Annotated in this window: 25 protein-coding genes; 8 read left to right on the top strand and 17 right to left on the bottom strand. The window is 69.9% G+C overall.

Going from position 1 to position 22,518, the window contains the following annotated elements; all coding sequences use genetic code 11:
- Positions 1-31: 31 nt before the first annotated feature.
- Both ABD817_RS30535 and ABD817_RS30540 read right to left on the bottom strand, forming a co-directional pair.
- A complete protein-coding gene (locus ABD817_RS30535) occupies positions 32-853 on the bottom strand; it encodes a MerR family transcriptional regulator (RefSeq protein WP_344921695.1) in 822 nt (273 codons plus the stop codon).
- A 22-nt stretch (positions 854-875) separates the two neighbouring features.
- Complete coding sequence (locus ABD817_RS30540) at positions 876-1,823, bottom strand: zinc-binding dehydrogenase (RefSeq protein ID WP_344921696.1); 948 nt, start codon at positions 1,821-1,823, stop codon at positions 876-878.
- A 146-nt stretch (positions 1,824-1,969) separates the two neighbouring features.
- Here ABD817_RS30540 and ABD817_RS30545 point away from each other — a divergent pair, with 146 nt between their 5' ends.
- Complete coding sequence (locus ABD817_RS30545; RefSeq protein WP_344921697.1) at positions 1,970-2,527, top strand: TetR/AcrR family transcriptional regulator; 558 nt, start codon at positions 1,970-1,972, stop codon at positions 2,525-2,527.
- A gap of 75 nt (positions 2,528-2,602) precedes the next feature.
- Here ABD817_RS30545 and ABD817_RS30550 read toward each other — a convergent pair whose 3' ends face one another.
- The 10 genes from ABD817_RS30550 to ABD817_RS30595 form a co-directional block, all read right to left on the bottom strand.
- A complete protein-coding gene (locus tag ABD817_RS30550; RefSeq protein WP_425583425.1) occupies positions 2,603-3,688 on the bottom strand; it encodes a tyrosine-type recombinase/integrase in 1,086 nt (361 codons plus the stop codon).
- 369 nt (positions 3,689-4,057) lie between these two features.
- Entirely contained in the window at positions 4,058-4,525 is a 468-nt protein-coding gene (locus ABD817_RS30555; protein WP_344921699.1) for an SRPBCC family protein, read from the bottom strand.
- An 828-nt stretch (positions 4,526-5,353) separates the two neighbouring features.
- On the bottom strand, positions 5,354-5,581 hold the full coding sequence (locus tag ABD817_RS30560) for a BrxA/BrxB family bacilliredoxin (RefSeq protein ID WP_344921835.1): 228 nt from the start codon (positions 5,579-5,581) through the stop codon (positions 5,354-5,356).
- A gap of 18 nt (positions 5,582-5,599) precedes the next feature.
- Positions 5,600-6,049 carry an SRPBCC family protein gene (locus ABD817_RS30565; RefSeq protein WP_344921700.1) on the bottom strand — a complete coding sequence of 150 codons (450 nt, stop codon included), beginning with the start codon at positions 6,047-6,049 and terminating at the stop codon, positions 5,600-5,602.
- On the bottom strand, positions 6,033-6,416 hold the full coding sequence (locus tag ABD817_RS30570) for an ArsR/SmtB family transcription factor (protein WP_344921701.1): 384 nt from the start codon (positions 6,414-6,416) through the stop codon (positions 6,033-6,035). Before ABD817_RS30570 ends, ABD817_RS30565 begins: the two co-directional genes overlap by 17 nt.
- Before the next feature lie 228 nt (positions 6,417-6,644).
- On the bottom strand, positions 6,645-6,893 hold the full coding sequence (locus tag ABD817_RS30575) for a hypothetical protein (protein WP_344921703.1): 249 nt from the start codon (positions 6,891-6,893) through the stop codon (positions 6,645-6,647).
- Between the two features lie 77 nt (positions 6,894-6,970).
- Positions 6,971-7,237 carry a hypothetical protein gene (locus ABD817_RS30580; protein ID WP_344921704.1) on the bottom strand — a complete coding sequence of 89 codons (267 nt, stop codon included), beginning with the start codon at positions 7,235-7,237 and terminating at the stop codon, positions 6,971-6,973.
- Between the two features lie 88 nt (positions 7,238-7,325).
- Entirely contained in the window at positions 7,326-7,958 is a 633-nt protein-coding gene (locus ABD817_RS30585) for an AfsR/SARP family transcriptional regulator (protein WP_344921705.1), read from the bottom strand.
- A gap of 217 nt (positions 7,959-8,175) precedes the next feature.
- On the bottom strand, positions 8,176-8,349 hold the full coding sequence (locus ABD817_RS30590; protein WP_344921707.1) for a hypothetical protein: 174 nt from the start codon (positions 8,347-8,349) through the stop codon (positions 8,176-8,178).
- 380 nt (positions 8,350-8,729) lie between these two features.
- Positions 8,730-9,716, bottom strand: a complete 987-nt coding sequence (locus tag ABD817_RS30595) for a zinc-binding alcohol dehydrogenase family protein (RefSeq protein WP_344921708.1) — start codon at positions 9,714-9,716, stop codon at positions 8,730-8,732.
- Between the two features lie 74 nt (positions 9,717-9,790).
- Here ABD817_RS30595 and ABD817_RS30600 point away from each other — a divergent pair, with 74 nt between their 5' ends.
- On the top strand, positions 9,791-10,165 hold the full coding sequence (locus ABD817_RS30600; protein ID WP_344921710.1) for a winged helix-turn-helix transcriptional regulator: 375 nt from the start codon (positions 9,791-9,793) through the stop codon (positions 10,163-10,165).
- 658 nt (positions 10,166-10,823) lie between these two features.
- Here the strand turns inward: ABD817_RS30600 and ABD817_RS30605 are convergent.
- The 5 genes from ABD817_RS30605 to ABD817_RS30625 all read right to left on the bottom strand — a co-directional run bounded on the left by ABD817_RS30605 (position 10,824) and on the right by ABD817_RS30625 (position 15,633).
- The gene (locus ABD817_RS30605) at positions 10,824-11,315 is read right to left on the bottom strand and encodes a GNAT family N-acetyltransferase (RefSeq protein WP_344921711.1); all 492 of its coding nucleotides are present in this window, start codon (positions 11,313-11,315) and stop codon (positions 10,824-10,826) included.
- Positions 11,316-11,560: 245 nt separating this feature from the next.
- Entirely contained in the window at positions 11,561-11,821 is a 261-nt protein-coding gene (locus ABD817_RS30610; protein ID WP_344921712.1) for a hypothetical protein, read from the bottom strand.
- 475 nt (positions 11,822-12,296) lie between these two features.
- The gene (locus ABD817_RS30615; RefSeq protein ID WP_344921713.1) at positions 12,297-13,481 is read right to left on the bottom strand and encodes a hypothetical protein; all 1,185 of its coding nucleotides are present in this window, start codon (positions 13,479-13,481) and stop codon (positions 12,297-12,299) included.
- 61 nt (positions 13,482-13,542) lie between these two features.
- Positions 13,543-14,265: a DivIVA domain-containing protein gene (locus ABD817_RS30620; RefSeq protein WP_344921714.1), complete on the bottom strand. Its 723-nt coding sequence runs from the start codon at positions 14,263-14,265 to the stop codon at positions 13,543-13,545.
- Positions 14,266-15,066: 801 nt separating this feature from the next.
- Complete coding sequence (locus ABD817_RS30625; protein WP_344921715.1) at positions 15,067-15,633, bottom strand: SH3 domain-containing protein; 567 nt, start codon at positions 15,631-15,633, stop codon at positions 15,067-15,069.
- Positions 15,634-15,837: 204 nt separating this feature from the next.
- Between ABD817_RS30625 and ABD817_RS30630 the strand changes: the two genes are divergently transcribed.
- From ABD817_RS30630 to ABD817_RS30655, 6 genes are all read left to right on the top strand, one after another.
- Positions 15,838-16,254: an ArsR/SmtB family transcription factor gene (locus ABD817_RS30630; RefSeq protein WP_344921716.1), complete on the top strand. Its 417-nt coding sequence runs from the start codon at positions 15,838-15,840 to the stop codon at positions 16,252-16,254.
- A gap of 746 nt (positions 16,255-17,000) precedes the next feature.
- On the top strand, positions 17,001-17,363 hold the full coding sequence (locus ABD817_RS30635; protein ID WP_344921717.1) for a ferredoxin: 363 nt from the start codon (positions 17,001-17,003) through the stop codon (positions 17,361-17,363).
- 165 nt (positions 17,364-17,528) lie between these two features.
- A complete protein-coding gene (locus ABD817_RS30640) occupies positions 17,529-19,130 on the top strand; it encodes an ABC transporter substrate-binding protein (protein WP_344921718.1) in 1,602 nt (533 codons plus the stop codon).
- On the top strand, positions 19,127-20,080 hold the full coding sequence (locus tag ABD817_RS30645; protein ID WP_344921720.1) for an ABC transporter permease: 954 nt from the start codon (positions 19,127-19,129) through the stop codon (positions 20,078-20,080). The genes ABD817_RS30640 and ABD817_RS30645 overlap by 4 nt, the downstream gene beginning before the upstream one ends.
- Positions 20,077-20,943, top strand: coding sequence for an ABC transporter permease (locus tag ABD817_RS30650; RefSeq protein ID WP_344921721.1), 867 nt, complete (start codon positions 20,077-20,079; stop codon positions 20,941-20,943). Before ABD817_RS30645 ends, ABD817_RS30650 begins: the two co-directional genes overlap by 4 nt.
- Complete coding sequence (locus ABD817_RS30655; protein WP_344921722.1) at positions 20,940-22,493, top strand: ABC transporter ATP-binding protein; 1,554 nt, start codon at positions 20,940-20,942, stop codon at positions 22,491-22,493. The genes ABD817_RS30650 and ABD817_RS30655 overlap by 4 nt, the downstream gene beginning before the upstream one ends.
- Positions 22,494-22,518: the final 25 nt, after the last annotated feature.

The raw sequence follows: 22,518 nt of genomic DNA on the forward strand, positions 1-22,518 counted from the left end.
ACCGGGGCGCGGGGGAGCGGGGCGGGAAGGTTCAGCCGGAGTGCTCGGCGCGGTCGGCGTTGGCGTGGATGGCGTCGCGGATGTAGGAGGTCAGACCGGCGGCCGAGGCCTCGTAGCCGGCGGCGAAACGCCCATCGGCGACATACATGTCACCCAGGCCGCGGTGAAGGTCGTAGGAGCAGTCGTAACACCAGCGGGTCAGATGCGCCCGGTGGCCTTCGGCCAGCTCCATCGCCCGCTCACCTGTGGCCGGCACCCCCGCGAGGTAGGCCTCGGTGAAGTCGCGCACCGTCTGGGCGGCCTCGCCGGTGAAGCGCGCCCAGTCGGCCTTGGTCATCGCGGCCATCTTGGCACGTGACTGCCGCCAGGTGCCGGTGTGCCCCCAGCGCCGGCGCGCCTCCTCGTCGTGGTCTTCGGGAACGAAATCGCCGAAGACCTCGAAACGTTCCTGGGGGGTCAGGGGGATGTTCAAGACGTTCGCCTCCATGGCGTGCTCGACCGCGGCCGCCATCGACCGCAACCGGTCGATGCGTCGGGTGAGGAGTTCGTGCTGGCGCCGCAGGTGCGCCAGGGTGTCGGTGGCGGGATCGTCGAGGATGGCGGTGATGTCCTCCAGCGCGAAGCCGAGCTCGCGGTAGAACAGCACGTGCTGCAGGCGCTGCAGGTCGGCCTCGCTGTAGCGGCGATATCCCGCCGCGGTGCGCCGCCCCGGCGAGACCAGCCCGATCTCGTCGTAGTGGTGCAGCGTGCGCACGCTGACCGCCGCGACGCGCGCCACCTGCCCGACGGCGTAATCCACGCTCTCGGTGTTGTCGGCGTTCACCGGGTCCCTCATGGTGATCCCCTCGTTCACCACACCAGCCTGCACCCTCACGTTACGGCAGGGTCAAACCGGTTCCCGCGCCCGGGGCGATGTCGATGACGGCCTTGCCGGTGACCTTCCGCTCCCGCACCATCCCCACCGCCTCCTCGACCCGTTCCCAGGACCCGCGCCAGCCGACCTGCGCCGACAACGCGCCCGACGCCAGCAGACCGGCCAGCAGGCCCAGGTCGGCCCCGACGGCGGCGGCGTCGCCGAAGGAACTCAACGTACGGGCCACCCCGGGAAAGAAAGTGGAACCGGGAGGGAAGACGGCCGGCTCACCGCCGGCCCAGCCGATGCTCTGCAAGGTGGCGCCGGGGGCCAGCAGCGCCCAGGCGGCCACCAGGTACGGCCCGCCGACGGTCTCCAGCACCACATCGACCGGCTCGCCCACCTGCCGCAGAGCGGCCAGGCCGACGACGACCTCGTGGGCGCCGAGCGCGGTCAGGGCGGGCGCGTGAACGCCGTCACGGACCGAGGCGACGACGTGGGCGCCGGCTCGGGCGGCCAGCTGCAGGCCGTAGCGGCCCACGGCGCCACTCGCCCCGGTGACCAGCACCCGCCGGCCCAGGACCGAACCGGCGGCGCGCAGGGTACGCAGGACCGTCATGCCCGCCATCGGCAGCGCCGCCGCCTCGGCCAGGGCCGCTCCGCGCGGCAGCGCGGCGACGTCGGCGCTGGAGACCGCCAGGAGCTCGGCCCACGCGCCGGGCCCAAAAGCCAGCACGCGGGTACCCGCCGCGGGACCGGTGCCGTCGGCGGCGGGCCGGACGACGACCCCGGCGGCGTCGTAGCCCCCCACGTGACCCGCGGGCAACTGGGCGAGCATGCCCAGCTCGCCGGGGTTGAGGGAGGCGTGGCGCACCTGGACGAGGACCTGACCGGGGCCGGGTTCGGGGTCGGCGGCCTCACCCAGACGCAGCCCGCAGGGGAGAGAGGGGTCGACGACGAGAGCGCGCATGAGGGGGTGCTCCTGACCGAGAAGGACAGCCCACGGGAAACCCCGCAAACCAAGCCAAACGGACTAATGGTCCGGTTAGGTGTGGGCTAATATACGGACCAACAGTCCGGTTGTGCAAAGAGCAAAAGAGCAAGAGGGGGAGAGCGGTGAGCGAACGCGCCGACGCCGCCCGCAACCGCCAGGCCATCCTGCGCGCCACCGAAGAACTCCTCACCCTCCACGACGGCGCCCACATCTCCCTCGACCAGGTCGCCGCACACGCCCAGGTCGGCAAAGGCACCGTCTTCCGACGCTTCGGCAATCGCACCGGCCTGATGCAGGCCCTGCTCCAGGAACGGGCCGCACAACTACGCCAGGCACTGCAATCAGGACCCCCACCCCTGGGACCCGGCGCACCCTCCGCCGAACGCATCGTCGCCTTCCTCGACGCCCTCTCCCAACTGGCCGCCGGCAACCTCGCCCTGCTGACCGCCCACGAACGCTCCTGCGCCACCGACCGCCACGCCGACCCCACCTACCTACGCTGGCACACCCACCTGGAAACCCTGATCGGCCAAGCCCGCCCCGACCTGGACGCCACCTTCGTCGCCCACGCCCTGCTGGGCATGTTCGACGCCGACATGGTGCGCCGCCTCACCCAGGAAGACGACCCCGGCAGATTCGCCCGTTCACTGCGGCAACTGGTGGGGGAGTTGCTGACCTGAACGACGCCGCTGTACGCCACCGAACACCCCACCCGAAACCCCGCGCGACACCCAGCCCGGCACTCAGCCCGGCACTCAGCCCGACGCGGGACCACGCAACAACGGATGCGACCGCATCGCCACCTCCAACTCCCCGGGCAGCTCATCGCGATAACGCCCCAGCGTCGCCAGATCACTGTGCCCCAGAACCCGCCGCACCGCGTCCATGTCCACCGCGTCGGCCAGCAGATGAGTAGCCGTGGTGTGCCGCAACCCATGAGGCGTCACCGAACGACGACGATCGGGATCCACCCTCCGCTGCACCCGATCGATCACCGCCTGCACATCCCCCCGCGCCAGACGCCGCCCCCGCCACGACAACAACAACGCCTTGTCGGAGGAGACCATCCGCCCGTGCAGCAGATAAGCCTCCAACACCAACGCGACATCACCGGGCAACGGCACATCCCGCGTCCGCCCCCCCTTACCGAAGATCCGCCAGTACCGCACCCCGTCGTTGGTGTAGAAATCCTCCACATTGGCCCGCACCAGCTCCGACACCCGCGGCCCCATCGTCGACAACATCAACACGATCAGCCCATCACGCAACTCGGTACGCTGATCACGCCGGCGCACCCGCCCCGCACCCGCCGAAGGCACAGGCTCCACCCCGGCCGCCACACCACCCTCCGGCCCGCCCCCCAGCTCACGCGCCGCACCGATCAACCCCCGCGCCTGCTCACGGGTGAGCGCCCGTCGCTCCGGCCGCAACCCCCCACGCTCCCTGGCCGTCACCGTCGCCATCGCCATCGGATTGACCTGCACCCACCCGGCCAGCACCGCATGCTTGAACAACGCCGAGATCGACCGCCGAAACCGCGCCTGAGAGGAAGCCGACTGCGACGCCCCCGCCCGCTCCTCAGCTCGCTCCTCAGGCTGCGAACGCCGCCGCCCGTCGGGTTTGCGGGCGAAAGCCAGCAGAACGGCGTCCACGTCCTCACCGGTCAGATCGTCCAGCACCACCTCCTCACCCGCCAGATCCACGAAGGTGGCCACATCACGCGCGTACACCTCCGCCGTCGACATCGACAGCCCACCGGTCAGGGTCTTGGCCCGCACCAGCTCCACGTAACGATCGGCCGACTCGCCCACACTGAGACGATTCACATCAGCTGGCCGCATGATCCCGGCGACACCCCTTCCACATCCGGGCCGTCGTCAACGGCCGCTCACCTCACCCGCCACCCGTGCCACAACCCCGCCCGCCGAAACACCACCACCCGAACCCACCCGCCACACCACCGCCACCGCCGACCATGGGGGAGCGGCCCGCCCGGCATACCACCGATCATGCTCACCCCCCACGGTAGACGAACACCCGCCCCCGCAGGGCTTACGCGAGAAGTCCCGCCACCCCGCACCCGGCGACGCGCGTCACGCACAGCACTTCACACACAGCACTTCACACACACGGCGCTTCACACCCGGGGGAGAGGGGCCACCACCAAACGCTCACATCACCTCACACGCCACGCTCCAAAGCCACGGACATCACTCGGCCGCAGGAGCGGTTTCGGCGACCTGCTTGACATAACGGCTCCGAGCCCGGATCAACATGGGCATGTAGCGGCGAAGGACCAGAATCTCCGCGATGGCCCCCAAAAAGCCAAAAGGCGCGGCGAAGTCAATGACGTCGCTCATCACCGTGCCGCCCCGACCGTCGGATCGGAAACGATGAGCGTGATGCCAGCGCTTGAACGGGCCCGACACCTGCTCGTCGACGAAATATCCCGGCCGATCGTAAACACTGATCCTGGACGTCATCCGCCAGCGGATACCGAAGTGCCGCGCCCGCCAGGTGACACTCTCCCCGAGTACCAGGCCACCAGCGGTCACCCCACCCACCGCCTCCTCGGACGAACCCGCCATCGACGCGGTATGGACGCCCACGTCCAGCGAGATGTCAAAGACCCGATCCGGCGGCGCGACGACATGCGTAACGACCTCGAAGCGCGGCATGCGCTGAAGTCTAGGGCCGTGACATGTCAGCGGAACGCCCAGGTTCGGTCTCAGCGTGAAAATCCAGCGAGCCCGTCAACGGATCGACTGACGGCGGGCGTTCCTGTACGCGGCGGAACGAAAACGCAGCTCGGTTTGACGGCTTCCGGGTGGCGGGCCGCGCATGGGAACGTCTGTGGGCCGGATTCGGTGAGGTGAAGTCGCGGATTGGGTCGACTGCGTGAGACGCGGGTCAGATGACGGGACCGAGATGGATTAAGGCTGTTTCGGGGGCTTGGTGGAGCGCAATCTTTAACCAAACAGAATTCAGCTTCTGTCTGGTATCCAGTTAATAGTACAAGTACGTTGCCCTTCGTCCGTCCTGTTCGTTTTGCTTCAAGCACCCCGTGTGACCCTGGGCGCATCTTGCTTAATCTGTGCAGCGAAGACCGCTTTGCATAGAAGCCACTCAGCCGATTCGTGTGATCATGATCGCTAAGTCGCCTTGTGGTCATGATCATCTCAAATGATCTACATTGACCTGCTCGGTGTCCCACTTGGTCCGAGTTGAACCTCGCCTCTCGCTTGACCTGCTAGGCGATCATGATCTTCTCGAGCGGCTCGCTCGTCGGGCGGTTTGTCTCATTAACTGGTGGCAGCGGCTGTCATCGTCCACAAAATCGGCACCCGGGAGACCTCTCCCCTGTGGCATCAGGGTGAATATTCTCTTTGGCGGACGAATATGGGCAGGTCAGCGCTACTGAACCGCGCCGTCCCAGCGGCTGGTGCCGGGTCACGGACCCGGCATCTCGGGGTGCAGAGTCCGTGATGTCGTGCGGGAGGCGGCGATCACTCGCAGTGCGCGTCGATGAGCGTCCGCAGATCGGCGGCGACGGTCTCGACGTCCTGGCCCTCCATCTGGAAGCGCGCGATGTAGTGCACGAACTCCCCCTCCTTGAACAGGGCGATGGACGGATGCGAGGGCGGGGTGTCGGCCATATGGCTCTGCATCTGCTGGACGGCCTCGTCGTCCTGCTTGTAGAAGACCGGCGTCGTAGGGGGCCTCCGGGACGACAGGGCTGACGTCGCAGGAGCCTATAGAGTCGCGCCGATCTGGCGGGTCATACGCGCCCAGGCCTCAGCGGTACGGTCGACGAAATCGACCCACCTGCTGTCCATCTCATGCACCAGGGTGAGCACGCACCCGTCGTCGGCCGGCTCGATGTCGATCGTGACCACCGAATGCTCGCCCTCTTCCGGCAGCCAGGTGAACACCAGGCGGCGAGGACGGTCGATCTGCAGGTAGGTGCCGGTCGGGCCGTTTTGGTCCTCGTCGCGGCTGTCGATGAAGGTGAAGGTGCCGCCCACGCGCGCGTCGATCGTTACGCTCGTCAGCTCGGTGCCCGGCGACGACTCGGCGAGGGCGGCCGCCATCCACTGCCCGACGAGCTTGGGATCGAGCCAGGCGTCGAACACCGCCTCCGGCGACGCTGCGAAACGATGCGTGACGCTCGCTGTGATGAGGTCGTCAGTTCGTTTGGTCATGAGCTACTTGTTCCTTTTCGTCGGTGTTCCGGACGCTGAGGAGGGCGTCCATCGCCTCCATGCCGCTGCTCCAGAAGCTCTGGGTGTGCGCGATCCACTCGGCGGCACGGTCGAGCGCTTCGGGGCTCAGTGACAGCAGATGCTCGCGACCCGAGCGACGCCGGATCACGAGGCCGGCACCCTCGAGCGCCTGCAGGTGTTTCGACACCGAGTTGAGCGAGATCGAGAACGGTTCGGCCAGCGTCGTCACCCGCGCTTCGCCCTCGCCCAGTCGCTGGAGAATCGCGCGTCTGGTCGGATCGGCCAGCGCGAGGAAGATGCGGTTCAACGCGTTCACGTCGGCGTCGGCAGCATTCGGAATGGTCATCTTGAGGTATGAATATGCCGCGTCCAATGCTCATAGTCAAGGGTGAATGACGGTGCGGGCTCAAGCACCGCCATCTGCTTGCGCAGCTCGGCGAGCAGATTGCCAAGCGACACGAGAGTGTCAGTGCGCGGGTGTTCTGCTCGAAGTGCCAGCCCACTAGCAGGAGGACCGGGACGCGGCCGCCCGCCGCAGGTGATCGCGGCGGGCGGCCGGGCGCCTCCCCTCCTCTTACAGCCTCTGGGAGCGGTTGTGCCACACCAGGGAATCAACGCACCATTTGACGTTCTGCCCGGCGAGAAGATGCTCCAGAACGGTCTTTCCGCCATCGATGACCACACCGAGGTCCCGCTCGGCGAAGCCGCGGTCGGTGAACTCCTTGAGCCGGTGGATCTGCAACGGGTGAACCCCGGCTTGCTCCCACCACCATTTCGCCTTGTCGACGTTGTGGTGGACGAATACCGCCCACAGGGCGACCACCTCCCGCCGGTCAAGGCCGGTGGTATTCCAATCGACCCAATCGCTCCGGCCCGGGCACGCGGCCGACGGGCGGCGAGTCAGGGGTTCTCGACGGTCGGCTTGTCGGTGGGCTTGCGGTCCGGCGTGCCCGACGGTATTTGGTCCACCTTGTGCTTCTTCGGGTCGCCGGTCGGCAGCTGCTCCACCTGGTCGGCGGGCGGGGCCGTGACCGTCATCGGGGTGCCGAAGTCCTCAAAGTCCAGGACGTTTCGCTGGCCGTTGTCGTCGAAGACGACTTCCAGGCGCCGGACCCGTCCCTGGTCGTCCACGTTCACGGCTCCCGTGATCTCCCCCGGCCCGTCCACGGCTTCCTTGAGGCCGGGCTCACCCTCGTCCTTCAGCGAGAACGTGAACCTCCGGCCGGTCCAGCCCTGGCCGGAGACGGAGCCGTCCTCACGGACGTCGGTGGCCGAACGGAGTCGTCGCAGGGCCGTCTGAGGGTCCAGTGGGGCGAGCCGCCGCAGCCGCAGGTCTGTTGTGCCTGGAGGGCCTCGTTGAGCCGGTCCGCGGCCGCCGCCTGGACCATCGGCAGGATGATCTGCGATTGGCCCCGGACAGCGCCGCTTCGGCCGCCTCGATCGCGACCGCCGTCCGCTCCCGGTCGATGGTGCCGAAGGGCGGCGGGCTGGTCCCCAGCCATTCGACGCCGGTTCCGCAGTCGCCCCGCCATAGGTCGAGAGCCTCCCCGAACAACGAGGCAGCGCTCCCCTGGTCGGCGGGCAGCGTACGCCGTGCCTGCCGGGTCAGCTCGCGGAACCGGGCCAGGTCGAGGTTCGTACTGTCGACGGTCAGCCGGTAGCCGCCACCGTCCGGGGTCAACCACCGCCCAGGCGCTCGCGCCGGCAGGTCGGGTTCGAAGAGTCGTCGCAACGTACCGACACAGCGGTGCAGGAGGTTCCTCGCGCTCTGCGGGGGGGCGTCGCCCCACAGCGCCTCGACGAACTCGCTGATCGGGGCCGCCCGGCCGGCGCGAACCAGGAGCAGCGCGAGGACGGTGCGCTGTTGTGGCGGACCGAGGTCCAACACGACGTCGCTTCGCGTCGCGCGGACCGGACCGAGCACGGTGAACCGAAGCCCGGACGAAGCGTTCACATCCTGGGGAAATGCCCAGTGCTGTAACCGGATGTTGGATTGGCTGTTGAGCACCCTACTCATGGCGAGCCTCGACTCATGACGAGCCTCGCGACGCCGCGTGCTCAGCTCCTCGCGCGTGCTCCCCCGCCACCGTCGCGCCGACTGCTCATCACCTGACGTTGGTGCCGAGCACATCGTTGGGAGGCGCGGTGCGCGGGATGTCGGGGATGGTGCCGGCCCACGCAACAACGCTGGCAACTCTCACGTGCAGCATCGCGGCGGTGAGCAACCCGACCGAGCGCCGGGTGCGGCGGGAGAACGCGCCGCAGGGGGCCAACGACACCGTACGACCACAGACACGAGGGGTGGTAGCACGTCGACGCCGGCCCAGATCCACCAGTGCCGCTGAACAGCAGGTGCGCCACTGTCAAGGCGAGCCAGTCGGCCGCCGCGACCGCCGCCCCTCCCACCAGCCGGACCCACCCGGGCGGCGGGTTGGTGGGGGCGGCGACCCCGTCCGCCCGTTCCGCCGCATCTCCGGCGGAAGACAAGGGCGGGGTCGCCTGCCGCCGGACGGCGCCTGACGCTTGCCTGGGCAACGACACGAGGGCCTTGGCTGATGGGTACGGATGGAACGCGTGGCCAAGGCCAACACTCGGGCCGCCGACGCCGTGCGTCCTACGGCGAAGCGCCTACGACGCCGACAGCGGGCCACGCTTCGGGTCAGAACCCGGCCACGACGATCTTACCTATCGTCGCGGACCCCTCGACAAGCTCGTGCGCCTGGCGCAGGGTCTGCGCGGTGATCGGGCCGAGTTGGGTGGTGAGGGTGGTGCGCAGTCGCCCCTCGTTGACCAGCCGCGCCGTCGCCTCCAGCAGTTCGTGCTGTGCCGGGTCGGTGGGGAGGAAGAGCGGCCGGGTGAACATGAACTCCCAGTGCCAGCCGATGCTCTTCGCTTTGAGTGGCAACAACTCTAGTCCTGGCGGCTCGTCGATGGCGACGATGTGGCCGCCGGGACGCACCACCTCGGCGTACCGCTCGATGTTCCCGGCAGTGAAGGGACTGACGAGATAGTCCACAGTGTCCGGGGCGACCAGCTCTTTGTGGTCCACGACGTGGTGGGCGCCGAGGTCGGTCACCCACTGCCGGGATTCCGGTCGTGATGCGGTGCCGACGACCGTCAGCTTGGTGAGGGTACGGGCGAGCTGGACCAGCATCGAGCCGACGCCTCCCGCAGCGCCGAGCACGAGCAGCGTGCCGGTGCTGTCGCTGCTGAGGCGGAACCTGTCGAAGAGCGTTTCCCAGGCGGTGATGGTGGTCAGTGGCAGCGCGGCCGCCTCGGCGAAGGTGAGGGTCGCCGGCTTGTGGCCGACGACGTGCTCGTTGACGGCGTGGAATTCGGCGTTGCTGCCCGGGCGGCCGATCGAGCCGGCGTAGTAGACCTCGTCGCCGACCGCGAACCGGGTGACCCGGTCGCCGACGGCGGTCACCACTCCGGCCGCGTCGTACCCGAGGATCTTCAGCTCGCCACGGGGGTCGTTCCCGGCCCGCACCTTCGCGTCGGCCGGGTTCACCGAGACCGCCTCCACCCGCACCAGCAGGTCGTTCGGGCCGGGCACCGGGACCGGCACCTTCACGTCGATCAGGCTCTCGGGATCACTGATTGGCAGGTTTGCGCGGTATCCCACCGCACGCATCAACTCGGTCATGGGGCCGACGGTATCGGTGCGATCGTAGTTACCGTCAAGGGCACCTAGTTCCCATCGGGAACTATACTTCCGGTATGACCCACGCCCCCACCGAGGCCTGCGGCCCGCGAGACGTCTACGCCGCCGCCTGCCCCTGCCGCGACATGCTCGACCTGCTCGCCAACAAGTGGAGCGCCCTGGCCCTCGGCGCCCTGGAGGAGGGGCCGCGTCGCTTCGGCGAAATCCGCGCCCGGCTCCAGGGGATCAGCCCGAAAGTCCTCACCCACACACTGCGGCGCCTGGAGGAGCACGGCCTGATCGACCGCACGATCTACCCGGCTGTGCCGCTGCACGTCGAATACTCCCTCACCCCGTTGGGACACGACGCCTGCGAACCGCTCGCCCAGTTGCGCGACTGGGTCGAGGTCAACATCGACCGCTTCCCGAAGGTGCTCCTCCCCGCCGGATGACCCGGTTTCCGGGCCGGCCCCGGCGCCTCCTGTGAGCGGCACCACAGCATCCGTAAACCGCTCATACGTTCGCGTCAGGCCCGGCCGGTCTCCTCTTCCGCCCGGGCCAATCGATTCCTCTTGATCGTTCCGTTGAACAAGATCCATGAGCCATTGGATCGTCCAAGATGATCAAAAAGTAGCGAGGTTCAATCGGTGCATATCGCGCAGGACTGTCCCGTCGCAGGTGGCTCACTCCGTGAAAGCTTCGAGATGTAATGGGGTCTCACGTCTCAGCTGTCCCGCTCCGTGATCACGGTTATCTCGAGCAGTCCACTCGGTTGGGCGATTTGTCCCATTTTTCCTGCTTCATCGGGTGTCTTTCGTTGGCTGCTCAATAGCGGTGCTAGCGTCCACGAAATCGGTGCCCAGGTGGCCTCTCCCCTGTGTCGTCATCGATGCCCGGCTCGCCGAGTTCAAGAACGCCCGGGCCCGCATGCGAGAAGCGTCGCTGCCCTTGCGGAATCACACCGAACGACACCAGGCGGTCAGCACCGCTGAGCAATCCCTTGCCACGCCGACCGTCATCGAACCGACGCCGATACCCACCCGCTACCGCTAATTCCGGTACCGATCCTCGTGGGCCTACGTCCGCAGGCAAGTGCTATGTCCGCGACGTCTACTGAGCGGGCCGGTCGATCCGGTACACGCGGTGCCTCCGGTCGTCGATCGGATTGGCCGGTTCGAGCTCCCCTTCGGCCACCCGCACGAACCCGGCCTTCTCCAGCGCCCGCCACGAGGCCCGGTTGCCGGCGTGCACCGGCACCAACACGCACGTCGCCTCGGGGAACTCCGCCCAGGTGCTCGCGACGACCTCGCCGATCATCCGCGGCCCGAGTTCCCTGCCCACGAGATCCGGCTCCCCGATGAGGTAGTCGACGCTCATCGCCCCCGCGGGCACCGCCGGCACGTGGGCGAGCTCCTCGGGATAGTCGGCGTACCGGCTGCGCTGCACGAGCCCGAACGCCCGCCCCGCCAGCATCATCAGCAGGTCCTCCGACGGCTCCTCGCCCCGCATCGACCGCCCGAAGCTTCGCGCCACGGCCTCCGGCGATGCCGGGTGATTCCACCACCGCGCCACGTACGGCTCCGCCGGCCACGTCCCCAGCAACGGTAGATCCTCGTTCCCGCACCCGCCGCCACGTGATCGCCCCGGTGTCACGTCCCGTCACCACTCCCCCACCCTCGGCCCGCCACCCCCGGGTGCACAACCGGATTTCCGGCGTCACTCCGGGTTGTGACACCGGTCGTTCCGGTCCTCCTCGCGGGTCGATCGCGCTGGCCGACCCTCTGCCCGCTCAGCCGGGCTGAGCGCCGTCACCAGATTGACGCCGAGCTCCGCCCTTTGACGTGCGACTACGTACCGCTGATTCCGCCCGGTTGGATCCTTGAGCGCGCGCCGGGCTCGGGCTGCCCGGCCTCCACCTGGCTGGAGCGCCGTGGCCGTATGGGAAGTGCCGGGATACGAGGGTCCTTCCTCGCTGTGCCCAGGCCGGGTGGGGTGAAGACGTGCAGGGTGAGGATGTCGGGTATCGGGGCGAGGCCGGGGCCGCCGGCCCGGATCCAGGCGGCGATGTCCTCGGCGGCGTCGGGGTGGTTGACCAGGCCGAGCCACACCGGCCGGCCGCGGCGCGTCCGCGAGGTCGGGCAGGGTGGCGAACCGGTGGACGGTGCCGTCGTAGGCCGCCTCGTAGCCGTCGCCCGTCCATTCCACCGCCAGCTCGGCGGGCCCGTCGCCGGCCGTACGCCAGCCCTCCCTAGCCGGCGCCCGCCGTGACGGCAAGCTGGTGATGTACCACCTGACCGCGACCGGCCGCACCCTGCTGACCGCCCTGATCGGCGCGGAAGATCTCACCGAGGCGATCTGAACACCGGCTTCGTCAACAGCGAAACAACGGCCCGGCTCCCCGCCCCGCATCTGACGCAGACACCTGTGAAGGTTCGCGTGTTCACCAGGAGACGCCCGCAGGACGATGTGCCGATGGCGTGCTCCCAGCTCTACGACGGGCGGCGCGATCACAGGACGGATCACGAAAGGCGCTCTGGGTGAAGGCTTCGGCGGCGTGGTCTTCGCCGAGGCCGGGGGTGGCGGTTACTTGGTGACGGCGTCGAGCAGGTAGCGGCGTTGCTGCTCGGTCAGGTCACCGATGTGGCGGCTGGCTTCGATCCCGCCTGCCCCCAGGAGGCTGGTGACCTCGGCGGGGCTGTGGCCGGGCAGGAGGGACAGGATCCATCCGACCCAGGCGTTCTTGACGACGTCGTCGGTGCGGACCAGCACCTCGCTCAAGGTCATCCGCCCGGTGATCACCGCTTCGCGTAATTGTGCCTGGGTCAGCGGAGCCGGTGCCCGTGGGGTCGGCGGCCGGGCAGAAGGCGTGGGGGTGGGTGGGCCGAGTGCCGCCTGGCCGGTGACGTGGGGTCGGTGCCCAGTCTGCGGGTGGTCTTCGCCCAGGACGCCATGTGTGGCGATCAGGAGGGCGCCTCCGGTGACGGCGACGCCTGCGGCGATGGTCAGATGGCGTCTGGACAGGCGGCCGCCCTCCTGGTCGGCGGCGGCGAGTCTGAGGCCGACGATCGCGGTGCGCAGCAGCACACCGGTGACCATGCCGAGCAGGAGCGGCACGAGCCAGCCGGGCAGCGGGGCGAGGGTGGCGATCAGGATGCCGGTGGCCGGGCTGAGGCAGGAGACCACCAGCCATGGAGCCAGGCGCTGGCGGGCCATGTCCAGCAGGGCGGCCAGCGCCAGTCCTTCGCCGGCCGAGTGAACCATGAGGGCGATGACGACCACGGCGGAGGCGGTCAGTGCCAGCGTCGCGCCCTCGATCGCTCGGTGCAGGGTGAGGGCGGCCGCGGTGCCCATGCCGCCGAACAGGGCGGCGTCGACGGCCTCCTTGACCCGGCGGTGCAGGCCGGGCGCGTGCCTGCCGCCGGTCGGCCTGGAGCCTGCGTGCCCGTGTCCGTGCCCGCAGCCTTTGCGGGTGAAATAGGTGATCACCAGGAAGCCGAACACGATGGCCAGCCCGACCGCCCACAGAGGGACTCCCGTTTCGCCGGCGTCTCGCCAGGCGTCGGGCAATAGGTCGACCAGGGCAGTGATCAGCATCATCGCGGAGGCGATCGTCAGCCACACCGTCACCTTCGCGGAGTTCCGCCGGGCCAGCCACGCCCCGGCGAGCGTGGACAGCGATACCAACAGCACCGCCGCCCACGCGCCGGCGCCGGGAGCGGCTCCCTCCAGCGCCGGTCCCAGCGCCGGTGTCCTTTCGGCCATCAACATGTCTCACCACCTCCTGTCGGGATTGGATCGCGGAAAAGTTTCGAACCGGCTGATGGGGCGTTCAGCGTTCCTCGGGGGTGAGATCGCTTGCGGACGTGCTCACCGGTATGTCGCCGCCCGGTGACGATGCCGGTTGCCGGCCAGTGGCCGCGGGTGCCCGCCGTGATGCCGGTTGCCGGCCGGCGGCCACGGGTGAGGGCGGTGATACCAGTCCCAGCTCGCTGAAATCGGTGAGTTCACCGAGCAGTCTCTGCAGCTGGTCGACCTGCGCTTGCAGGCCGCGCCTGAGCCGGTCACCGTAGTCGGCCGCGAAAGCGTTGAATTCCTCGGTCCGGCGTTCCAGCTCCTGGCCGCAGGAGGCGTGGACCTCCTGCCGCAGGACGGCGGCACGGTCACGGGCCTTCGCCACGATCACCTCGGCCTGCTGTTCGGCGGCGGCCAGCGTCCGATCGGCACCCTCCTGGGCCATCGCCATGATCCGCGTCACGCGCTCCTCCGCGGATCCCGCCTGCCTGGCGGCGCGCTCGGCGGCGGTCGCCCGGACGTGGAGCTCCGCGTTTTCCTGCACGAGCATGGTGAGGGTGGTCTCGACATGGGCGAGGAAGGTGTCCACCTCGGCCAGGTCATAGCCTTCGCGCAGCCGGACCACGGTGAACACCTGGTTGCGTACGGCGGCGGGGCTCAGCCGGCCCGTGCCGGCGGAAAGGCCGGGGCCAAGCGGGGAGGTCGGGGTGTGGTCGATCTCGTTGCGGGAGGCGGGTGCGTGCCCGTGCTCATCGTGCATGGCCTTTCACGTGACCTTTCACCATGGTTTTCGAAGCGTGAGCGGGACCGGCGAGGTCGGGAGCCGGTGGTGTCCGACCGTCGCGGTCTCGGGCTGTGGGGACAAGGTGCCTGGCCGTGCGGCACGCACCGAGGTCGGCTCCTCGCTCCTGGCCTGGCCGCGTTGTGCCGGGTAAGGGTGAGCGGCCCGACGACCGCATGTCCTTCGAGGCCGGCCGGGTAATCGGCGCTCTGGTCGGTGAGAATGCCTGACTCCGTGGCTGGCCAGGCGCCGCCGGCGTCACGGTTGAGGAATCCAGGGGGTGGACGGCCGCGCCCGCGTCGCGGCAGGCGCGGACCCGGGCGCGGGTCAACCGGTCGTGGCGCACCGCGACGAAGGCATACTTACCGGCCGGCGCGGCCGAGGATACGAAACCGGATGAGGGTCATGGCTGCGACACGGTCGCTGCCGGTGGTGTTCAATCCACCGTGGCGTCGTGCATCAGCACCGGGTGTGGTCCTTGGTGAAACGGACGTCGCGTCGAGTTCGACGCCGGTTGAGCCCCAGCGCGTGGCCGGACGCGGTACGGGGGTTTCTCCGGCCCCGGCGCTTTGGTCCCCGGGGGGGAGAGTGCGCTGGGCACCGGACACCTCACCGCCGCAGTGGTGGTAGCGCGGGTGACCTCAGCCACGGCGAGAACCGTCAGCGACACGATCACCGGCAGCTCTCCCCGCGGGATCCGCGGCCTACCGCGCTGTCGAAAGGTCCCCTCCCCGGCCGAGGAGCGTCGCCGGGGAGGAAGGTTTTAGTCGTGAGCGGTCGCTACTTGGTGACCTTGCGCAGGTAGTCGGCCGAGGCCCAGCCGCGCTTGCCGCCTGCGGCTCTCACCTTGATCCAGCCTCTGGTCGCCTTGCAGGTGCCGGCGACCCGGCCGTCGGCCACCCGCACCTTGGCGACGGGACGAAAGCGCAGCCCCGCGCCGGAGCGGACGTTGAGGAAGCTGACGCGCCGCACATGGGCGACCCGGTAGGCGCAGGCCGGCGCCGACGGTCCGGTCGCGGCGGGAGGGGAGGTGAGTTTACGCAGGTTGCCGGACGCGACCCAGCCGGTGACGCCGGTGGCTGTCTTGACCTGCACCCAGCCGTTGACGCTTGCGCAGGCGCCGGTGACCGGCGTCTTGCTCTCGCGTAGCGTGCCGACCGAGCCGAAGCTCTCGCCGGCGTGGGAGCGGAGCGTCAGCACGGTGCCCGAGGGCACGTTGGTGACCTGGTAGGTGCAGGCCAGGGCGGGAGTGCCGGCCGCCTGGATGGGCGGGGCGGTCCACAGGAGCCCGCCCGCGGTGGCGCACGCGGTCAGGGCGGTCAGGGCGGTGGTTCGTTTGGGGATCATCGCGGTATTTCCCTTCGATCGGCATCTGTTCACCGGCGCGGAGTCGGCGATCCGGTCAAGCTGAGGGCACTTGACCTGCGATGCTCACGAAGGGTAATTTCCTGATTACTAAAAGCTTAAACATGTGAGCAGCTGAACACACATCCATTGCGACCAGCAGCCCTTACCCCGACGAGGAAAAGACAAGGAAAAGAGGTAAGCGCCATGCCTTCCCAGATCACGGTCTATGCCTCCGCGGACCCGACCGGCTGCTCCCCGCCGAGGACGACCACCTGTCCCGACGCCTCCTGTTCGGTGGCGGGCGCCGAACGGCTGCAGAGCGTCCGTCGGGCGCTGCCGGCCGAGCAGGTGGTGCAGGAGCTCGCGCAGGTCTTCGCGCTGCTGGCCGATCCAGGAAGGCTGCGGCTGACGGCCGCTCTGCTGCACGCCGGGGAGATGTGCGTGCGCGATCTGGCGGCGGTCACCGGCCAGAGTGTGTCGGCCACTTCGTGCGCGCTGCGGCTGCTGCGCGCCCACCGCGTGGTGCAGGTCCGCCGTACCGGGCGGTTGGCGTACTACCGACTGGCCGACTCCCATATGCGGATGCTGTTCGCCCAGGCGATCACCCACATCGGGGAGTGAGGCGATGGCCGGGCGCGAACACGTGGGCGGGCACGGCACCGGACGCCAACACGAGCATGGGCATGGGCTACGTGACGCGGGCCGGGTCTTCCCGGAAGCCGCCCCCACAGGCATGAACCCCGCCCAGACCGCCGCCCTGGACCACGTCGTCGAGGCGCACGACCTGCAGTCCCCCTCAACGCGACGGCGCTGCCGCCACCTCCTCGGCCGACGACACCGATCCCGACGAGCAGGAAGGGGTGGCCCGCCTGTCCTCGCCCTCGCGGTAGAGCACACGGTTTCCAGTTCGGACATCAACGGTGACGCGCGGTGCCCGCTACAGCCCGGCGTTCCTTGCCGGGATGCGCCCCAGGCCAGGTCCCCGCGGGCAGGCCGGCGGCGCCAACAGGCCGAGGATCACCCGGCCCGGTGGAATCAGTCCCCACCACTGCCGTGGTCCGGGGTGCGAGCGTGGTGGCTGGGCCTCTGAGCCGGGCGCGCGGCGACGTTGCGGCCATCGGCGCACGACGATGCCGGTGAGCCACCAGACGGTTGACGGGCCGCCGCTCAAAGAAGTGCCGAGGCGGTGACGGCGGCTCGGGCACCGGGCGTGACCGGCGATCCCGGCCCGGCGGTCCGTCGCTGTACGCCTGCCGGTCCGGGCTGCCTCCGGGCCTGTGTCCGAGCGCCGGGCCGTGCCGCGAGCCTCGATCGCCGTAGCGGATCGGACCCCCGCCTATAAATATGGTTATCATTTCCATTAGTCTGTGGCGGACGCCGATCTCGCCCGCGCTCTGGTCGAGGGGCGAACCCTGTCGCCCGTCCTGTTCGCCGCCGTCGAGGGCAACGACAGCTTCACCCAAGGAAGGGAAGGGATCGTGGCAATCGAGCCGGAACCTCTCAAGACCGGTTCCGAGGGTTCTGACACAGAGGTGAGTGTGAACACGGACCTCTGCGTCGGCGCCGGACAGTGCGTGCTCGCCGCTGCCGAGGTCTTCGATCAGGGGGCCGACGGGCTGGTGGTCCTTCTCACCGCGACTCCCCCGCCCTTTCTGCGTGCCGCCGTACGACAAGCGGCACGTCAGTGCCCATCCGGTGCCGTCACCCTCGACGAGGGCGCCGCCCACTGAGCAGACAGATCCGGCGGCTGTCTCACGACTTCCCGCACCGTTTCCCCTTCCCCCCTTCCCCCCCTTCCCCTCCCTCGCTTTCCCCGTGCTCCGCGATCCGGCCGGTGCCGCCCGCAGGTCGGCCACCTGTCTCGCGAGCCGCCTGCCTTCACCTCAAGGAGAACCATGTCCCGTCCTTTGGATCGCCGCCGCTTCCTGCGCCAGGGAGCTCTGGGCGCCGTGGCGCTGGCCGCCGGGCCCAGTTTGATCACCGCGTGCTCCGCTGACGGCTCCACCGCCTCCCCGAAGGCCGCCGCGGCTTCCGGGACACCCCGGAGCGGGGGCACGCTCCGGGCGGCCTTCGTCGGTGGCGGCGCGTCCGAGACCCTCGACTTCTTCAACGGCCCCACCCCGATGGACCTGGTACGGGCCCGCGCCTGGCACGCCAGCCTGGGCAATCTCGACCCCGCCGCCGAGGACGGCGTTCGCTACGGGGTCCTGGAAGGCATCGACGTGTCCGAGGATCTGTCCACGTACACCCTGCGTCTTCGCCGCGGTGTCCGTTTCACCGACGGTTCCGCGCTGACCTCGGCCGATGTCCTGCATTCCCTGGCGATTCTCGCGGCGGGCAGCAGGCTGCCGGTGTATCGGATGGCCTCGCTCAACTTCGACCTCGCCCGCGCGAAGGCGGACGGCGACCTCACGGTGATCCTGCCGACCGTTCGTCCGATCGCCGACGGCCGCCTGATCCTGTGCCAGGGCAACTTCCTCGTCGTCAAGGACGGGACGAAGCGATTCTCCGTCGGCATGGCGACGTGCGGGCCGTTCACGCTCACCGAGTTCACCGCCGGGCAGGGAGCCGCCTTCACCCGCAACGACGACTACTACGGCGCCGCCCTGGGGCAGGGGCCCCGCCTCGCCGGTCTGGAGTTGCGCTCGATCGCCGACTCCGACGCCCGTGCCGGTGCGCTGAGCAGCGGCGAGGTCGACTTCGTGCACGACCTCTCCCCCGTCACCGCTCGCACGCTGTCGGCCGATGAGAGGTTCGACCTCGTCCCCTCCCAGAGCCCTTACCTGGTTGGTTTGTCGTTCCGGATGAACATGAACGTCAAGCCGTTCGACGACGAACGGGTGCGTGAGGCGTTCAAGCTCGCCGCCGACCGTGAGGCCATGGTCAAGACGGTGTTCCACGGCAACGCCACCGTGGGCAACGACCTGCCCTCGATGGGTTTTCCCGACTACGTCGAAGGGCTCGGGCAGCGGGCGTACGACCCTGACAAGGCCCGTTCCCTGCTCAAGGCCGCGGGCGCCGAGGGGATGGAGGTCGTGCTGAGCACGGGGCCGGAGACCTCGGGCATGGTGGAGGTGGCGACGCTGTACGTCGAGGACCTGAAGAGGATCGGGGTGAGGGCCTCGCTCAAGGAGCTGCCCGCCGGTCAGCTCTTCGCCGACTTCGCCGCCTACACGCGGCTGCCGCTGGCCGCCTCGTACCAGGTGCCGGTCCCGGCGCTGTCGACCTACCAGATCGGCATGGCCGGTGGCGCGCCGTCGGCGTTCGGCTGGAAGCGCCCCGACGTCGACGCGCTCGTCTCCGCCTCCCGCGCCCACAGCGACCCCGCGAAGGCCAGGAGGATCGGGGGCGAGGCGCAGAGGAAGCAGTGGGCGGACGGCAACACGGTGCTGCCGGTGTTCAAGCCCTACCTCAACGCTCAGGCGAAGGGGGTCACCGGCATCCAGGACGACCTTTTCGAGCAGTTCCCCGGTTTTTCCCGGGCGGCTCTGACGTGAGCTGGGCGGTTTTCGTCGGCCGCCGGGTCGTCGGCGCGGGCGTGTCGCTCGTCCTGCTGTCCGGCGTGGTGTTCGCCGCCACCGCCGTGCTGCCGGGAGACGCGGTCAGCGCGGTGGCGGGCATCGACGCCTCTTCGGTGGAACGTGCCCGGGTCCGGGCCGCCCTCGGCCTGGACCGGCCGGTGGCCGAACGGTATGCGCGGTGGGCGCTCGGCGCGGTCCGCGGTGATCTGGGCACCGGATTCGTCGGGCGCCGGCCGGTCGTGGAGGTGGTGGGGGCCCGGCTTCCCAACAGCCTGCTGCTGGCGGGCCTGACCCTCGCCCTCACCGTTCCGCTCGCGGTGCTGCTCGGCCTGTCGGCCGGGCTGCGGGCGGGCGGCATCACCGACCGTCTGGTCTCCTTTGCCGCCCAGGGGGCGGCGGGGATACCGGAGTTCGTGTCGGCGGCGCTGCTGATCGCCGTGCTGTCGGTGTGGCTGGAGCTGCTGCCGAGGGTCTCCCTGGTGCCGTTGGGCGGCACCCCGCTGCAGGCTCCGGCAGGCCTGGTGCTGCCGGTGCTCACCCTCACCGCGGTCGCCCTGGCCACGGCCACCCGGCTGATTCGCGTCTCGGTGGCGGACGTGGCGGCTTCCCCGTATGTGGAGACGGCCCGGCTCAACGGGGTGCGTGGCCCGCGCCTGGCGCTGCGTCATGTGCTGCCCAACGCCGCCGGTCCGGCCGTGCAGGCCCTCACGCTCATCACCGGTGTGCTGGTCGGCGGGGCCGTGGTCGTGGAGAGCGTCTTCGACTATCCCGGGATCGGCCGTGAGCTCCAGCAGGCCGTCGCGGCCAGGGATGTCCCGATGGTGCAGGGCATCGCCACGGTTCTGGCCGCGGTGATGCTGCTGATCCTGCTGCTGGGCGACATCTGCGGGCGGCTGCTCGATCCGGTGGGCGGGGATCGGCGATGACGGGAGTCCTGGCGCGGGAGGGGCGGTTGCGGTTTCGGGCGGGTGGCTCTCCCGTACGGCCGCGCCGCCGATGGCTGCCGTTACTGGCCGGGGCCGGGATGTTGGTCGTGGTCGCGGTCGGGGTGTGCGGGCCGCTGCTCGCCCCCTACAGCCCGACCGAACGGCTGGGGCTGCCTTTTCAGGTGCCGGACGGCACCCATCGGCTGGGGACCGATGTTCTGGGCCGGGACGTGCTGAGCCGGGTGCTGTGCGGCGGACAGGTGATCGTCCTCACCGGGGTTGGCGCGACGCTGGTCGCCGGGGCCGCGGGGATGGTCGCGGGCGTGCTGGCGGGGCTCGCGCCCCGCCGCGTCGGTGATCTCGTGCTGCGGTTCGTGGACGCTGTGGCGGTGTTTCCCGCGTTGCTGCTCGTTCTCGTGCTGGCGGCCGGTTTTCCCGGTAGTGATCTGGCGGTCGTGGCCGCCGTCGCCCTGGCCACCGCTCCGTTCTCGGTGCGTGTGCTGCGCGCGGCCACCCGGCGGGTCGTCGTCACCGGCTACGCCGAGGCCGCCTATGCCCGTGGTGACAGCAGGTGGGCCGTGCTGGGCCACGACGTCCTGCCCAACATCGCCGGACCGGCACTGGCGGACGCGGCCCTGCGGCTGGTCGCCTCCATCCATCTCACCGCTACCGCCGGTTTCCTCGGTCTCGGCCGCGGCGCGCCGGCCCCGAACTGGGGACGCATGATCAACGAGAACATACCCGGCGCCTCCTTGACGGTCGCGCCTTTTGTGGCGCCCACCGTGCTGATCGTGCTGCTGTCGGTCTGCGTCGGGCTGCTGGCCGACTGGTTCGCCGACGCGGTCTGCGGGCAGCGGCGGTGAACGCCACCGAGGAGCTGCTCCGCGTCACGGGGCTGACGCTGGGGCCGGTCGGTGGCGGTCCTCCCGTGCTGCGGGAGGCGACGCTGGCCCTCGGCTCCGGGCGGGTGCTGGGGGTGGTCGGACGGTCCGGCTCCGGCAAGAGCAGTCTGGCGCTGAGCCTGCTCGGCCACGTGCGTCCCGGTCTGGAGCGGCGCTCCGGCACGGTGGAGGTGGCCGGTCTCGATCCGTTCGACCGGGCGGCGGCCCGCCGGTTGCGGGGCCGGGTGGTGGCGTACCTGGGGCAGGATCCGGCGGCCTGCCTCAACCCCGCGCTGCGGATCGGTACCCAGGTCGCCGAGGCGGTACGGCTGCGCTCTTCCGGACGCTCCGACGTCGCCGGGCAGGTCCGGTCGCTGCTGGAGTCGGTGCGGCTGCCGGCTGACAGGGCGTTCCTGCGGCGTCGTCCCCATCAGGTCTCCGGGGGGCAGGCGCAGCGGGTGGCCCTCGCCGCCGCCCTGGCCGGTGGCCCGCGGCTGCTGGTCCTGGACGAGCCGACGGGCAGCCTGGACACCGTGCTGGCCCACCAGATGCGTGAGCTGCTGACCGCACTGATGCGAGACGGCGACCGCGCGGCGGTGCTGGTCAGTCATGACCCGGACTGGGTCGCCGCGTTGGCGGACGAGGTGATCCGGCTGCGGGACGGGCGGGTCATCGCCTCAGGTTCGCCGCGGGCGGTGCTGCCCAAGGCGCACGCCACCGCGCCCGCCGGTCGCGGGGATGGCGGCGTCGCCCGGACGGCCGACGCCGGGAGCCGGGGTGAGCTGCGGGTGTGCGACCTGTCGGCCGCGCACGGCCGAGGCGTCGTCCTGCACGGGGTTTCGCTGACCGTTCCCGCCGGTACGTGCATGGCCGTGGTGGGGCCGTCCGGTTCGGGTAAGACCACCCTCGCCCGCTGTCTGGTGGGCCTGCACCGCGTGGTGCGGGGCACGGCCGGTTGGAGGGACGGCTCCGGCGGGCCGCCGGGCGGCTCGGGGCGCGCTCGTGCGGTGCAGCTGGTGGCTCAGGACTCCCGGGGGGCACTCAATCCGCGCGAGTCGGTGCGCACCGCGCTGACCCGACCGCTGACCGGTTTGCGGGGAATGTCGGCTGATGAGGCTGCCGTCGAAGCCAGGCGGATACTCGGGCTGGTCGGCCTGGCACCGGTGATGCTGTCACGCCGGCCAGGGGAGTTGTCCGGGGGTGAGCGCCAGCGGGTCAACCTGGCGCGAGCCCTGGCCGGCGCGCCACGGGTGCTGGTCTGTGATGAGATCACCTCGGCGCTGGACCCGGAGATCGGGGCCGGCGTCCTGGAGTCGCTGACCGCGCTGCGCCGGAGCCTGGGGCTGACGGTATTGCTGGTGACCCACGATCTGACCGAGGTGGCGCGGTACGCGGATCAGGTTGTCGTCCTGGACGGCGGGCGGGTGGTCGAGTCGGGTCCAGCGGGCCGGGTGCTGACCTGGCCGCGGCACCCGGTGACACGGGAGTTGGTCGGCCGCTCCCCCACGGGCCCGGCGCGCGACCCGGTGTAGGCGCGTGAGGGGACAGGGGCTTCCC

This window comes from Streptosporangium oxazolinicum (assembly GCF_039537505.1).
Lineage (GTDB): Bacteria > Actinomycetota > Actinomycetes > Streptosporangiales > Streptosporangiaceae > Streptosporangium > Streptosporangium oxazolinicum.

Bases quoted from the DNA above. Each gene is read 5' to 3' on its own strand.
- ABD817_RS30565 (WP_344921700.1), bottom strand. From the start codon at position 6,049: ATGACCAAACGAACTGACGACCTCATCACAGCGAGCGTCACGCATCGT.
- ABD817_RS30570 (WP_344921701.1), bottom strand. From the start codon at position 6,416: ATGACCATTCCGAATGCTGCCGACGCCGACGTGAACGCGTTGAACCGC.
- ABD817_RS30595 (WP_344921708.1), bottom strand. From the start codon at position 9,716: ATGACCGAGTTGATGCGTGCGGTGGGATACCGCGCAAACCTGCCAATC.
- ABD817_RS30555 (WP_344921699.1), bottom strand. From the start codon at position 4,525: ATGCCGCGCTTCGAGGTCGTTACGCATGTCGTCGCGCCGCCGGATCGG.
- ABD817_RS30620 (WP_344921714.1), bottom strand. From the start codon at position 14,265: ATGCACGATGAGCACGGGCACGCACCCGCCTCCCGCAACGAGATCGAC.
- ABD817_RS30640 (WP_344921718.1), top strand. From the start codon at position 17,529: ATGTCCCGTCCTTTGGATCGCCGCCGCTTCCTGCGCCAGGGAGCTCTG.
- ABD817_RS30625 (WP_344921715.1), bottom strand. From the start codon at position 15,633: ATGATCCCCAAACGAACCACCGCCCTGACCGCCCTGACCGCGTGCGCC.
- ABD817_RS30650 (WP_344921721.1), top strand. From the start codon at position 20,077: ATGACGGGAGTCCTGGCGCGGGAGGGGCGGTTGCGGTTTCGGGCGGGT.
- ABD817_RS30540 (WP_344921696.1), bottom strand. From the start codon at position 1,823: ATGCGCGCTCTCGTCGTCGACCCCTCTCTCCCCTGCGGGCTGCGTCTG.
- ABD817_RS30630 (WP_344921716.1), top strand. From the start codon at position 15,838: ATGCCTTCCCAGATCACGGTCTATGCCTCCGCGGACCCGACCGGCTGC.
- ABD817_RS30600 (WP_344921710.1), top strand. From the start codon at position 9,791: ATGACCCACGCCCCCACCGAGGCCTGCGGCCCGCGAGACGTCTACGCC.
- ABD817_RS30550 (WP_425583425.1), bottom strand. From the start codon at position 3,688: ATGCGGCCAGCTGATGTGAATCGTCTCAGTGTGGGCGAGTCGGCCGAT.
- ABD817_RS30615 (WP_344921713.1), bottom strand. From the start codon at position 13,481: ATGTTGATGGCCGAAAGGACACCGGCGCTGGGACCGGCGCTGGAGGGA.